Source organism: Tistrella mobilis (genome assembly GCF_039634785.1).
GTDB lineage: Bacteria > Pseudomonadota > Alphaproteobacteria > Tistrellales > Tistrellaceae > Tistrella > Tistrella mobilis.
On sequence record NZ_JBBIAB010000017.1, the window covers coordinates 45,718 to 58,486 of the forward strand.

General features: G+C 68.1%; 12 protein-coding genes. 3 read left to right on the plus strand and 9 right to left on the minus strand.

Annotated features, from left to right (window positions below):
• Positions 1-214: 214 nt before the first annotated feature.
• From pstB to WI697_RS20690, 9 genes are all read right to left on the minus strand, one after another.
• Entirely contained in the window at positions 215-1,018 is an 804-nt protein-coding gene (gene pstB, locus WI697_RS20650) for a phosphate ABC transporter ATP-binding protein PstB (protein WP_345959785.1), read from the minus strand.
• On the minus strand, positions 1,015-1,878 hold the full coding sequence (gene pstA, locus WI697_RS20655) for a phosphate ABC transporter permease PstA (RefSeq protein WP_345959786.1): 864 nt from the start codon (positions 1,876-1,878) through the stop codon (positions 1,015-1,017). Before pstA ends, pstB begins: the two co-directional genes overlap by 4 nt.
• A gap of 32 nt (positions 1,879-1,910) precedes the next feature.
• The gene (gene pstC, locus WI697_RS20660) at positions 1,911-2,921 is read right to left on the minus strand and encodes a phosphate ABC transporter permease subunit PstC (protein WP_345959787.1); all 1,011 of its coding nucleotides are present in this window, start codon (positions 2,919-2,921) and stop codon (positions 1,911-1,913) included.
• 87 nt (positions 2,922-3,008) lie between these two features.
• Positions 3,009-4,013: a phosphate ABC transporter substrate-binding protein PstS gene (gene pstS / locus WI697_RS20665; protein WP_082828320.1), complete on the minus strand. Its 1,005-nt coding sequence runs from the start codon at positions 4,011-4,013 to the stop codon at positions 3,009-3,011.
• Positions 4,014-4,407: 394 nt separating this feature from the next.
• Positions 4,408-5,292 (minus strand): isocitrate lyase/phosphoenolpyruvate mutase family protein, encoded by an 885-nt coding sequence (locus WI697_RS20670; protein WP_345959788.1) that lies wholly within the window; start codon positions 5,290-5,292, stop codon positions 4,408-4,410.
• Between the two features lie 43 nt (positions 5,293-5,335).
• Positions 5,336-6,538, minus strand: coding sequence for a pyridoxal phosphate-dependent aminotransferase (locus WI697_RS20675; RefSeq protein ID WP_345959789.1), 1,203 nt, complete (start codon positions 6,536-6,538; stop codon positions 5,336-5,338).
• Positions 6,539-6,630: 92 nt separating this feature from the next.
• Entirely contained in the window at positions 6,631-7,629 is a 999-nt protein-coding gene (locus tag WI697_RS20680; protein ID WP_345959790.1) for an extracellular solute-binding protein, read from the minus strand.
• 57 nt (positions 7,630-7,686) lie between these two features.
• On the minus strand, positions 7,687-9,330 hold the full coding sequence (locus WI697_RS20685; protein WP_345959791.1) for an ABC transporter permease: 1,644 nt from the start codon (positions 9,328-9,330) through the stop codon (positions 7,687-7,689).
• A gap of 3 nt (positions 9,331-9,333) precedes the next feature.
• Positions 9,334-10,410, minus strand: a complete 1,077-nt coding sequence (locus WI697_RS20690) for an ABC transporter ATP-binding protein (protein WP_345959792.1) — start codon at positions 10,408-10,410, stop codon at positions 9,334-9,336.
• Positions 10,411-10,559: 149 nt separating this feature from the next.
• On the opposite strand from WI697_RS20690, the gene WI697_RS20695 reads away from it, so the two are divergent.
• The 3 genes from WI697_RS20695 to WI697_RS20705 all read left to right on the plus strand — a co-directional run bounded on the left by WI697_RS20695 (position 10,560) and on the right by WI697_RS20705 (position 12,564).
• Positions 10,560-11,444: a LysR family transcriptional regulator gene (locus tag WI697_RS20695; protein WP_345959793.1), complete on the plus strand. Its 885-nt coding sequence runs from the start codon at positions 10,560-10,562 to the stop codon at positions 11,442-11,444.
• Between the two features lie 119 nt (positions 11,445-11,563).
• Complete coding sequence (locus WI697_RS20700; protein ID WP_345959794.1) at positions 11,564-12,340, plus strand: aldolase; 777 nt, start codon at positions 11,564-11,566, stop codon at positions 12,338-12,340.
• Positions 12,341-12,423: 83 nt separating this feature from the next.
• Positions 12,424-12,564, plus strand: a complete 141-nt coding sequence (locus WI697_RS20705) for a hypothetical protein (RefSeq protein WP_345959795.1) — start codon at positions 12,424-12,426, stop codon at positions 12,562-12,564.
• Positions 12,565-12,769 lie beyond the last annotated feature (205 nt).

Below are 12,769 nucleotides of genomic sequence, written 5' to 3' on the forward strand. Positions count from 1 at the left end.
TATATTATTCTATTTTCATTCCGGCGCCCCAGAATAAATCACATCCCGACATCGAATTTCTGAAAAATCTCCTGTAAAAAAATACTTAAATAAATTACCATTTTTATTAATTTTATTTCTAACAATTCCGCGACAATCGACGCCATCCGTGACGGATATTGCAAATCCTATGACGCCATAGAATAAGTGAGGCTGAATGCGACACCAGTGCTCCTCACCCAAACCTCCCCGTAATATAATCCTGCGTCCGCCGCTCCCGCGGGGTCGAGAACACCGTCTCGGTGTCCCCGAATTCGACCAGTTCGCCCAGATACATGAAGCCGACCTTGTCGCTGACGCGGGCGGCCTGTTGCATGTTGTGGGTGACGATCACCACGCAGTAGCGCTTGCGCAGGTCCCAGAGCAGTTCGTCGATGAGCGCGGTGGAGATGGGGTCGAGGGCCGAGGCCGGTTCGTCGAGGAGGAGGACGTCGGGGCGGATGGCGATGGCGCGGGCGATGCACAGGCGCTGCTGCTGGCCGCCCGAGAGGCTGAGGCCCGAGGCGTGGAGCTTGTCTTTCACCTCGGTCCAGAGGGCGGCGTCGCGGAGGGCGGATTCGACGGCGTCGTCCATTTCGGCGCGGCTGAGGCGGGTGTACATGCGCAAGGGGAAGGCGATGTTTTCATAGATCGACATCGGAAACGGCGTCGGTTTCTGGAACACCATGCCAACGCGTGCGCGCAGCCCGGCGATGTCGCCGTGACGGGCAAGGCCGCGGCGGGTGAGGATGTTTTCGCCGTCGAGCAGGATTTCGCCGTCGATCCGGTGGCCCGGATAAAGGTCGCAGATCCGGTTCAGCGTGCGCAGCAGGGTGGATTTGCCGCAGCCCGACGGGCCGATCAACGCCGTGATCAGCCGGTCGCCGAAGGTGATGTCGACATCCTTCAGCGCATGATTGTCGCCGTAATGGAAATTGAGCTTGCGGGTGACGATTTTCGGGACGAGCCCGGCGGCGTCGACGGGGGTGGATGCGGTCATTTGCGGCCTCGGGCAGAGATCAGGCGGGCGGTGATGGAGAGCAGCAGCACGCCGGCTGCAATGAGCAGCGCGCCCGCCCAGGCGAGATCCTGCCAGTCGCGATAGGGGCTCATCGCGAACTGGAAGATCACCACCGGCAGGCTGGGGGTGGGACCGGTGAGGTCCCAGGCGTAGAACTGGTTGTTGAGCGCGGTGAACAGCAGCGGCGCGGTCTCGCCCGCAATGCGGGCGATGGCGAGCAGAACGCCGGTCAGGATGCCGCCGGCCGCCGCGCGCCAGGTGACGCCGGCAATCATCCGCCAGCGCGGCATGCCGAGGGCGACCGCCGCTTCGCGCAGCTGATCGGGCACCAGCGCCAGCATGTCTTCGGTGGTGCGCACGATCACCGGCACCGCGATCAGCGCCAGGGCCACCGCCCCCGCCCAACCCGAGAAATGGCCGAGCGGCACCACCAGCAGCACATAGACCGTCAGCCCGACGATGATCGAGGGCGCGCTCAACAGCGTGTCGGCGAACAGGCGCACCAGGCCGGCGGCCCGGCTGTCGCGGCCGTATTCGGCAAGCCATGTGCCCGTCAGCACCCCCACCGGGGTTGCGACCGCAATCGCCGCCGCGGTCATCGACAGGCTGCCCAGAATGGCGTTGAGCAGCCCGCCCCTGCTGCCCGGCGGCGGGGTCGCGCGGGTGAAGACATCGAGCGAGAGGGCGCCCGCACCACGGATCACCAGCTCCCACAGGATCAACGCCAGCACCAGAAGGGCGGCCAGCGCCGCGGCGGTGCACAGCCCCGTCATCACCAGATTGACCAGCCGACGCCGGCGCAGCCGTGCGGGCGAAACCGGGATGGTGCCCCCCCTCATCGCCCCCTCCCCCCTCATCGCCCCCTCCTCCCTCATCGACCCGCCCTCCCCGTGCGGTTCAGCAGCGTGCGGGCGCCGAGCAGCACCACGAAGGTGACCACGAACAGGATCAGCCCCAGCGCCGTCAACGCCGAGACATAGACATCGCCCGAGGCTTCGGTGAATTCATTGGCGAGCGTCGCCGAGATGGTGGTGCCGGGCTGAAGCAGAGAGGCATGGATGCGATGGGCATTGCCGATGACGAAGGTGACGGCCATCGTCTCGCCCAGCGCACGGCCGAGGCCGAGCATCACGCCGCCGATCAGCCCGCGCCGGGCATGGGGGATCAGCACGCGGCGCGATACCTCCCAGGTGGTGGCGCCGACGCCATAGGCGGCCTCGCGCAGCACCGGCGGCACCTCTGCCAGCACCTGGCGGGCGACCGAGGTGATGAAGGGCAGCACCATCACCCCCAGGATCAGCCCGGCGGTGAGCACGCCGATGCCGAAAGGCGGCCCCTGGAACAGCGCGCCCAGAAGCGGCAGCGGCCCCAGCGTACCGATCAACGCCGGATAGACCGTGGAGGCCAGCACCGGCGCCAGCACGAACAGCCCCCACATGCCGTAGATGATGCTGGGAATGGCGGCCAGCAATTCCACCGCCACCGCCAGCGGCGCGCGCAGCCGGTGGGGGCAGAGTTCATTCAGGAAGATGGCGATGCCGAGCGCCGCCGGCACCGCCAGGACCATGGCGATGGCCGCCGTGATCAGCGTGCCCGCCACCGGCGCCACCGCGCCATAGACATCGGTCACCGGGTTCCAGGCCTGGGTGACCAGAAACCCCGCCCCCATCCGATCGGCCACCGGCAGGGCGCCGATCACCAGCACCACCAGCATGGCGGCAAGTGCGGCCACCACCATCAGGGCCGCAACCCCGGTCAGCCGCCGGAACGGCCCGTCCCAGCCCAGCCCCGCCGGCAGGGCGCTGAGGTGCAGCGGCCGGGCCACCGGATGGGCAGAAACGATGTCCGGCTCCGGCGCAAGGCCGGCCTCTTCGACGCTCATGAAACCTCGCAGGGCCGCCGCCGGCCAGGGGATGCCCCCCGCCGCCGGCGGCCGGACGACAGACGCAATGCACAGACGACGCCGGGATCAGTAGACGGGTTTGCCGTCCTTGCCCTTGATGCTGTCGGCCCAGGTCTTTTCGACCATCTGCACCACCGCCTGCGGCATCGGCACATAGTCGAGCTTCTCCGCCGCTTTGCCGCCATGGGCATAGCTCCAGGCGAAGAATTTGAGCGCGGCGGCCGCGCGGGCCGGCTGGTCCGCCTGGCTGTGCATCAGGATGAAGCTGGCACCGGTGATCGGCCAGCTGTCCCGGCCCGGCTGATCGGTCAGAACCAGGTGATAGCCTTCGGCATGGGCCCAGTCGGCATTGGCGGCAGCACTCTGGAAGGTCTTGCTTTCCGGGGCGACCACGGCGCCGTCGTGGTTCTTCATCTTCAGCCAGGCCAGCTTGTTCTGAAGCGCATAGGCGTATTCGACATAGCCGATCGAACCCGGGGTCTGGCCGGTGAAGTTGGCCACACCCTCATTGCCCTTGCCGCCCAGACCGGTCGGCCATTCGACCGCGGTGCTGGCGCCGATATCCTTTTTCCAGTCGGCGCTGACCGAGGAAAGATAGGTGGTGAACAGGAAAGTGGTGCCCGATCCGTCGGAGCGATGGACCACGGCGATCGCCTGATCGGGCAGTTTGACGCCGGGGTTCAGGGCCACCAGCGCCGGATCGTTCCACCTGGTGATCTTGCCCATATAGATCGCGGCAAGCGTCGGCCCGTCGATCTCCAGCGCACCGGCGGCGATGCCCGGGATGTTGACCACCGGCACCACGCCACCCATGACCATCGGCCACTGAACAAGGCCGGCCGCCTTCAGATCGGCGGCTTCAAGCGGCATGTCCGAGGCGCCGAAATCGACGGTATGCGCCTTGATCTGCTTGATGCCGCCACCGGAGCCGATGGACTGGTAGTTCAAAGACACGCCGGTTTCGGCCTTATAGGCCTCGGCCCATTTCGCATAGACCGGGTAGGGGAAGGTCGCACCGGCACCGGTGATCTCGTCGGCGGCCTGGGCGGTGCCGATGCTCAGGCCGAGCATCAACAGTCCTCCGGCAACAGCCGGAAGGCGACGAAGGACGGACATATGCCAACATCTCCAGCGGGATATGGATCGGAAGCGCCGCGGCGAGGGCACTATAGGCCCGCGTCTTCCGCCTCTGCATCCCGATTCCAAGTCGACCGGCCATAATTCATCAAACTGACACATATCGACTTGACGTCTACGATTGCCCATTTTGGGCAGTCTTCAGACATACTCATTCTTGTCTGGTTCTTATGGCCGCTGCTCTTGTAACGATGCGGCGGCCGTCATGAAAAAACGGCCGCTTCCGAAACGGAAACGGCCGTCGGGCGGCAGATGACCCGGATGGTTTCGCTTGGCCGCCATGCCGTTGGACTGGCCAAGGGCCCCGGCATTTCAGCGGCGCGGCCGGTCAGCGCAGAAATGCCGCCTCGTCGCGCGCCACCTGATCCATGCCCTGCAGGCGGAAGATTTCACCGACCGGGGCGATGCCGCCCTCGACGCCCAGCGTGTCGCCATCGGCCATGATCCGGGCGAAGCTCTGCTGCATGGCGGCGACCGCGGCCCGGATCGCATGGTTGCCATAGATCACCAGGCCGACCCGGCCGCTTGCCGCGGCGCGCGCCATGGTCATCTGCGGATAGGCGGTGGGCACGATGACGATGGGGATGCCGCCATCCCAGGCGGCGATGAAGCCTTCGATCTCGTCGGGCCCGGGCGATTTCGAATGGACCAGCAGCAGATCCGCCCCGGCGGCGGCATAGGCCCGGCCGCGTTCCAGCGCCGCATCCGGCCCGGCGCCGGCAATCAGCGCCTCGGTCCGGGCGATGATCAGGAAATCCGGGTCGTTCCGGGCGTGGCGGGCGGCCTCGATCTTGCCCTGAAACTCGGCGATCCTGAGCAGGTCCTGGCGCCCGCCCTCGACCAGCGAGGTGACCTTGGGAAAGACCTTGTCCTCGATCACCACCGCGGCGGCCCCCGCCGCCTCGTAGCTGCGCACGGCATGCAGGACGTTGAGGGCATTGCCGAAACCGGTGTCGATATCGGCCACCACCGGCAGGCGGGTGCGGGCCGCCATCGCGCGTACGACCTCCAGATGCTCGGCCATCGAAACCAGGCTGATATCGGGCAGGCCGAGCGCCGCCGAGATTTCGAAACCGCTGGCCCAGACGCCGTCGAAACCGGCCTCTTCCACCAGCCGTGCCGAAAGCGGGTTGTGGGCGGCCATGATGCGGGCGGGCATGGTGTGGGCGCCGCCGCAGACGCGATCGCGGAAGGCTCGTCGGGTCGATGTCATCGATCTTCTTTCTTGAGAAGGAGAAGGAGAAGGAAGTGCAGGCTCAGGACAGGCGGGCGATCGCCGCCGCCATGGCCCGCGCAGCGCGGAGAAGGGTCTCGTCGGCGGCGGCATAGCTGATGCGCAGATGGCCGGGTGCCAGGAAACCGCTGCCGGGCACCAGCGCCACGCCTGCCTCGTCCAGCAGATACAGCGCCAGATCGCCGTCGGTGCCGATCACCCGGCCCACCGGCGTCGTCCGGCCGATCAGGGCGGTGCAGTCGACGAACAGATAAAAAGCGCCCTGGGGCAGATGGAAGGACAGGCCCGGGATCGCGGCGATCTCGCGGCAGAGCAGATCCCGGCGGCGGCGGAAGGCGCTGCGGAAGCCCTCGATCACCGCCGGATCGCCGTCGAGCGCGGCGATGGCGGCATATTGCGCGATCGAACAGGTGTGCGAGGTGGACTGACCCTGGATGGTGTTCATCGCGCGGATCAGCTCAACCGGGCCGGCGCCATAGCCGACCCGCCAGCCGGTCATGGCATGGGATTTCGAGACGCCGTTGACGGTGAGCGTGCGGCCCGCCAGATCCGGGGCGACGGCGGCCATGGTCGCAAAGGCGGTCTCGCCATAGACCAGATGTTCGTAGATGTCGTCGGAGAGCACCATGACCTGCGGGGCCTCGCGCAGCACCGCCGCCAGCGCCGCCAGATCCTCGGCCCCCGCCACCGCCCCGGTCGGGTTGGCGGGCGAATTGAGCATCAGCCAGCGGGTGCGCGGGGTCAACGCCGCGCGCAGCGCCTCGGGCCGCAGCCGGTAGCCGTCGGCGGCGGTGGTCGCGACCGGCACCGGCACGCCGCCGGCCAGTTTGATCATTTCGGGGTACGACACCCAGCAGGGGGTGGCGAAGACCACCTCGTCGCCCGGATCGAGCGTCGCCATCAGCGCGTTGAACAGCACCTGCTTGGCGCCGCACCCCACCGTCACCTGGTCGGGGGTGAAATCAAGGCCGTTCTCGCGGGCGAATTTGGCGGCGATCGCCTGACGCAGCGGGAGGATGCCGGCGACCGCGGTATAGGTGGTCCGACCTTCGGCGATGGCGCGCACCGCCGCCTCGCACACCGCCGCGGGGGTGGGAAAATCGGGCTCGCCCTGGCTGAGCGCCACGACGTCGCGGCCACGGGCGCGCAGATCCGCGGCCATCTGGGTCATCGCCTTGGTGGCGGACGGCGCCACCTGTCTCATGCGGGCGGAAAGCGTGATCATTGTGTCGGAAACATCCCGGCGTGGAGCAGAGGGGGAATGGATGGGAGTGGCCGCCGCGGCGGAGAACGCCGCGGCGGGGCAGCGGTGTCGGGTCAGCGGGCGGCCGCCGTGACCTCCTGCCAGATCGCCAGCACCCGGTCGCGGTCGCGGGCGGCCGCATCCTGGTCGACCGCGATCACCTTCAGATCCGCCAGCCGCGGCAGGCCGGCGATGGCGGTGACATCGACCCGGTCATTGGCCGGCCGGCGCCAGGTGGCGGCGAAGATCGCCGCCTGGGCGGCATCGGAGGCCATGATGTCGAGCAGGCGCTGCGCCGCCTGCGGATGCGGCGCGCCCTTCACCACCGCCATGCCTTCCGGCGACAGGAAGGTGCCCTCCGCCGGATAGACCAGACGGATCTCGCGCTGGCCGCCGGCGACATAGGCCTCGGCGGAATATTCCATGGTGATGCCGGCGGCGAACTCGCCGGCCGCCACGCTTTTGTAGACATTGGACGAGCTGCCGGTGACCACGACATTGCGGGCGAGCTTCTCCAGCCCCTCGCGGCCGAAGAGCTGATACAGGCCGTAGATCTGGGCATAGGCCGAGGAGGAATTGGCCGGGTCGCCGATCACCACCTGGCCCTTCCAGGCCGGATCGAACAGATCCGCCCAGCCCGCGGGCATCGGCCGGCCGTCGAGGCGGCGGTCATTGACCATCAGCACCATCACGTGGACATTGGCGCCGGTCCAGAGCCCGTCGGGACCGACCATGTCGGCGGGCAGTTCCACCTTGGTGTGATAGGGCGCCAGCACCGCGCCATAGGCGGCGAGTGTCGGGAAACCGGCGCTCCAGAACAGATCGGCCCTGGGCGCGGCGGCCTCGGCTTCGATGCGCTTCAGCAGGGCGCCGGTGGCGCCGCGCACCACCTCCACCTCCAGATCGGGGGCGGCATCCCCCACCACCTTCAGCAGCGCATCGACCGCCGCGGAATTGTTGGAGGCATAGAGCACCGCGGTCTCGGCCGCGGCCGGAAGGCTGGCGAAAGCCAGGCTGCCGATCAGGCCGGTGCCGGCCAGGATGAGGGTCTTGAGCAGGGAGGCGCGTGACATGTCGGGTTTCCGTCGATGGGGTGGCGGATGGGGCGGGCCGCAGGGCACCAGGGACCATCAGTCCGTGGCGAAGACGCGGATCCCGAAGATGCGGGTCGCGAGCCAGAGCGGCAGGAAGATGGAGAGGAGCAGGATCAGGCTGTAGGCCGAGGCCGGGCCCATATAGCCGCTGTCGATCTGCTGATAGATCTGGATCGGCATGGTGGTGAGCCCGGGCGAGTAGAGCACGATGGTCGCGCTCAACTCCGACAGGGTGGTGACCCAGATGAAGACCGCCCCGCCGGCCATGGCCGGCCGGAGCAGCGGCAGCACGACCTTCAGGAAGCTCCGCCCCGGCGGCACGCCCAGGCTGATGGAGGCTTCCTCGATCGAATCGCGGATCTGGTAGACCGCCGCGGCGGTGGTGTTGACGGCATAGGGCATGCGCCGGATGAAATAGGCGATCGCCATGATGAGCCAGCCGCCGGTGAGCGCGAACCAGCCGCCATTCCAGGTGTTGATCAGCGCGATGCCCAGCACCGTGCCCGAGACGGCGAGCGGCAGCAGGCCCAGATAGTCGAGCAGATGGGTGAGGCCCGAGCGCTTCTTGATCGACAGCCAGGCGAGCACCGTGCCGAACAGCACGCCCGCGATCGAGGCCAGGGTCGCAAGGCCGAAGGAGTTGCGCATCGCCTCGGCCCCGAACGAGGCGAGGCTGGCGAAATTGCCGAGCGAGAACCGCCCCCAATGCAGCACCGGGCCGATGCTGTGGGTGAAGGCGCCGATCGCCACCACCGCCACCGGCAGCAGCGACAGCAGCACCATGGCGGCAAGCCCGCCGCCGACCAGCCGGGCAAGCGGCGCCGGCAGGTCGATCCGCACGGGCGCGCGCCCCGCCTCCATCTGATAACCGCGCCCCCGGGCCAGGCCCTTCTGCAGGATCAGGGCCAGCGCCACCAGGGCCACCAGCACCACCGACATGGTGGCCTGCATGGTGCCGCCGCCGCCGAATTCGCTGACGAAGGCATTATAGGCTGCCACCGACAGCACCGGCACCCGCGGGGCCACGATCACCGGCACGCCGAAATTGTCGACCGCGAGCGTGAAGACGATCAGCGCCGCGGTGGCGACGGGCGGCAGCAGCAGCCGCGCGGTCACCGTGCGCCAGACCCGGCCGGGGCCCGACCCCAGCACCGTCGCCGCCTCTTCCAGAGACCGGTCGATGCCGCGAAAGGCCGCCAGCACCAGCAGATAGACATAGCCGTAATGCTGCAGGACCATCACGAAGACCAGCCCGGTCCAGCCATAGAAGCCCGGCAGGGTGATACCGAAGCGATCATGGAGCAGATTGGTCACCAGCCCGTTATTGCCGAAGACCATCAGCCAGGACTGGGTGACGATGATGTCGGGCAGCACGAAGGTGGCGAGCGGCGCCAGGGCCAGCAGCCCGCGGCAGGGCAGGCGCAGCCGGGCGACGGCGAAGGCGAGCGGCAGGCCCAGCAGCAGGGCACCCAGCGCGGTCGCAATCCCCAGCGTCACGGTGTTGACCAGCGCATCGACCAGGGCCGGGGTGGCGAAGAAGCGCCGGTAGCCGTCCAGGCTCCAGCCCTCGGGCCCCTGCAGGCTGAGGGCGAAAAGCCGGAACAGCGGCACGGCGACGAAGGCCGCCAGCACCGCCAGGCAGGCGAATTTGGCGACGGTCCAGACCGGAAATCCGCGCATCGCCTAAACCTCCCGCACCAGACAGCAGCCGGGGGACAGCTCCACCGTCACCGCACTGCCCGGCTCGGGCGCCGTGGCGCCGAACCCGTTGGGCTGGATCAGCCGCAGCGCGGCACCGCCCTGAAGCCGAAGCTCCACCCGCGTGGCCTCGCCCATGAAGGTCAGGCGGGTGACGGTGGCGCCCAGCCGGTTGTCGCCACCCTGATCGCCCGCGCCGGGGGCCAGGATGCGGGCCTCTTCCTCGCGGATGCACAGCCGCACGGCATCGCCCGGGCGGCAGCCATTGGCATGGGCGGCGATGCGCGCACCGCCCAGCCGGCACTGCGCAACCTCGCCCCGGATCCCGTCCAGATCGACCGCCAGCAGATTGGCGGCGCCCAGGAAATCGGCGGCATAGGTGGATCGGGGCCGATGATAGATCTCCCGCGGGCTGGCGATCTGTTCCACCCCGCCCGCGCGCAGCAGCGCCACCCGATCCGACATGGTCAGCGCCATGCGCTGATCATGGGTCACGAAAACCGTGGTGACGCCATAATCGCGCTGGATGTCGCGCACGAAGCTCTGCATGCCGGCGGCAAGCCGGGCATCCAGCGCCGAGAGCGGCTCGTCGAGCAGCAGGACCAGAGGCTCGATCACCAGCGCCCGCGCCAGCGCCACCCGCTGGCGCTGGCCGCCGCTCAACGCCGCCGGCTGGCGATCGGCGAAACCGGCCAGCTCCACCCGCTCCAGACAGGCGCCGACCCGGCGGCGGATCTCGGTTTCGGACACATGGCGGGCGCGCAGCCCGTAGGCGACGTTTTCGAACACGCTGCGGTCGGGGAACAGGGCATAGTCCTGAAAGACCATGCCGCAATCGCGCCGATGGGCCGGCAGCCGGGTGACGTCGCGCCCGGCAAAGGCCACCCGGCCGCGGGCCGGTGCCAGAAAGCCGGCGATCAGGCGCAGAAAGGTGGTCTTGCCGCAGCCGCTGGGCCCCAGGATGGTAAAGAAGCACCCATCCGGAATTGTCATGCTTTGGCCATCGATGACCGGCCGGCCGCCATAGGTGACGACGACGTCGTCGATATCGATTCTGGCCATGTCTCAGCTTTCGTCTGCAGGTGTGCCCTGCCCTCCCCAATAGCGGCGACGGATGAAGATCTCGTGACATTCATCAGGAAATGAGATTGGTCTATGATCCGGCGCATGGATGCGCCAGCATGCGGGCGAAGCAGGGGGGAGAAGAACGCATGGGGACAGATCACGACGACATCCCGCTGAACGCCCTGCGCGCCTTTTGCGAGGTGGCGCGGGATGTTCACGTCTCGCGGGCCGCCGCCCGGATCGGCGTGTCGCAAAGCGCCGTCAGCCGGCATCTGGCCCTGCTGGAAGCCCATATGGGCGCGCCCCTGCTGGAACGGCAGGGCCGCAACGTGGTGCTGACCGAACTGGGCCGCCAGCTGGCCGAAGCGGTGACAGCACCACTGGAAGAGATCGCCTTTTCGGTGCGGCTGATGCGGCGCCGGCGCAGCGGCCGGCGCAATCTGGTGGTGCGCACCTCTCTGCCCACCTTCGCCTTCACCACGCTGATCCCGCGGATCGCCGAATTCAGCCGCGAACACGGCGATGTGCCGATCGACGTGCTGACCTCGGTCACCTCTCAGGAACTGCATGGCGATTTCGACGTGCTGATCACCCGCGATCTGGTCCTGCCCGGCCCGGTGCAGGAATGGACCATCGCCGAGGAAAAGGTGGTCTGCGTCGCGGCCCCCGGGATCGCCCGGCGGATCACCCTGGCGACCCTGGCGGCGGTGCCGCTGTTCATCGTCAATTCCCGCCCCGACATCCTGCCGGCCTGGCTGGCGGCCCGGGGGCTGGGCGAGGGCGATATCCGCATGGGATCGCGCTACGATCATCATTACATGGCCCTGCCGGCCGCCATGGCCGGCCAGGGGCTGGTGCTGGCGCCCGAGACGGTGGTGGCGGATTATCTGCAGAAGGGCCTGCTGGCGGCGGTGCCCGAGACCCGCTTTTCGACCGGCATGGTCTACAAGGCCTATGCGTCGGATCGCGGCATGGACCCGCAGCTGAGCGCCGCCTTCTGCCGCTGGGTCGTCCGGCTCTGCCGCGGCTGACGCTGCTATGGCCGAGACCGGCCGCGGAACATAGGCAGGGCCGCGCATGGCCGGCAGACTGGGCCGGCCGATGACCGCCGGCAACCACGACCGGCGGCAGACCGCAGGAGGAAACCGCCATGACCAACCCGTCCGCCCCGCACCAGACGCTGCGCGACAAGGCGTATTTCGACCGCCGCGCCACCGACGAGATGGCCCGACACCTGGCCCCCACCAGCCGCAGCCTGCACGAGACCATGGCCACGTCCTGCCGGATTCTGGCGATGACCGGCCAGGAGGCCGGGCTGGCCGGACAGATCAGCGTGCGATCCGACCGCCCCGGCGCCTATTGGACGCTGCGTTTCGGCCTGGGCTTCGACGAGGCGACGCCCGCCGATTTCATCGAGGTCGACCGCGACCTGAACACGCTTACGGGCCGCGGCATGGCCAACCCCGCCACCCGCTTTCATCTCTGGGTCTATGACGCCCGTCCGGATGTGAGGGCGATCATCCACACCCATTCGCCCTGGGCCGCAGCCCTTGCCGCGGCGCGCCAGCCGCTGGTGATCGCGCAGATGGACATGACGCCGCTGCACGACGACTGCGCCTTTCTGGCCGACTGGCCGGGCGTGCCGATCGCCGATCAGGAAGGCGTGATCATATCCGGGGCGCTGGGCACGAAACGGGCGATCATCCTGGCCCATCACGGCTATCTGACCACCGGCGGCAGCTGCGAGGAAGCGACCTATCTGGCGGTCTATCTGGAACGGGCGGCGCGGATGCAGCTGCGCGCCCAGGCGGCCTTCGGACCGCTGACCCCGGTCGACCCGACGCTCGCCGCCGAGGCGCACGACTATCTGCTGAAGCCCGCCATCGTCAACGCGACCTTCGATTACTGGGCCCGGCAGGCGCGCTGACGCCTGCATTCTCACCCGATCTGCTTAAGCCAGATCTCGTAAGGCCAGATCTCGTAAGGCCAGATCTCCCAGGGAATGCCAGGATGACGACGCCTGCCCGGGGCAGCGCGCGATCGCGCCGCCATTACGTCACCGCCGGCCTTGCCGCCATGCCGCGGGAAGCCCTGCTGCTGGTGGGCGCCAGGCCGGCGGAAACCACATGGTTCTACACCATCGTCACCTGATCGCTGGCCTGGGCCACTACCGGCTGGAGATGCCGGAAGAGCGGATCGCCGCCGGATAAGGCCCCGGTTGGAAAGCCCGGCGCATCAGAAAAGACTTCCCAAAGCCGCGCACCAAAGCGAAAATGTTCGCGATACTTCACACCAGGGTTGGGGGCCGTTCTCTGCGCGGCCCCCAACCCTGGTTGCTCTCTTCCCGGGCCATGTG

What these genes read in the sequence shown, in the direction of transcription:
- WI697_RS20705 (WP_345959795.1), top strand. Translation starts at nt 12,424, where the DNA reads ATGACGACGCCTGCCCGGGGCAGCGCGCGATCGCGCCGCCATTACGTC.
- WI697_RS20695 (WP_345959793.1), top strand. Translation starts at nt 10,560, where the DNA reads ATGGGGACAGATCACGACGACATCCCGCTGAACGCCCTGCGCGCCTTT.
- WI697_RS20680 (WP_345959790.1), bottom strand. Translation starts at nt 7,629, where the DNA reads ATGTCACGCGCCTCCCTGCTCAAGACCCTCATCCTGGCCGGCACCGGC.
- WI697_RS20670 (WP_345959788.1), bottom strand. Translation starts at nt 5,292, where the DNA reads ATGACATCGACCCGACGAGCCTTCCGCGATCGCGTCTGCGGCGGCGCC.
- WI697_RS20675 (WP_345959789.1), bottom strand. Translation starts at nt 6,538, where the DNA reads ATGATCACGCTTTCCGCCCGCATGAGACAGGTGGCGCCGTCCGCCACC.
- WI697_RS20690 (WP_345959792.1), bottom strand. Translation starts at nt 10,410, where the DNA reads ATGGCCAGAATCGATATCGACGACGTCGTCGTCACCTATGGCGGCCGG.
- pstC (WP_345959787.1), bottom strand. Translation starts at nt 2,921, where the DNA reads ATGAGCGTCGAAGAGGCCGGCCTTGCGCCGGAGCCGGACATCGTTTCT.
- pstA (WP_345959786.1), bottom strand. Translation starts at nt 1,878, where the DNA reads ATGAGGGGGGGCACCATCCCGGTTTCGCCCGCACGGCTGCGCCGGCGT.
- pstB (WP_345959785.1), bottom strand. Translation starts at nt 1,018, where the DNA reads ATGACCGCATCCACCCCCGTCGACGCCGCCGGGCTCGTCCCGAAAATC.
- pstS (WP_082828320.1), bottom strand. Translation starts at nt 4,013, where the DNA reads ATGCTCGGCCTGAGCATCGGCACCGCCCAGGCCGCCGACGAGATCACC.
- WI697_RS20685 (WP_345959791.1), bottom strand. Translation starts at nt 9,330, where the DNA reads ATGCGCGGATTTCCGGTCTGGACCGTCGCCAAATTCGCCTGCCTGGCG.
- WI697_RS20700 (WP_345959794.1), top strand. Translation starts at nt 11,564, where the DNA reads ATGACCAACCCGTCCGCCCCGCACCAGACGCTGCGCGACAAGGCGTAT.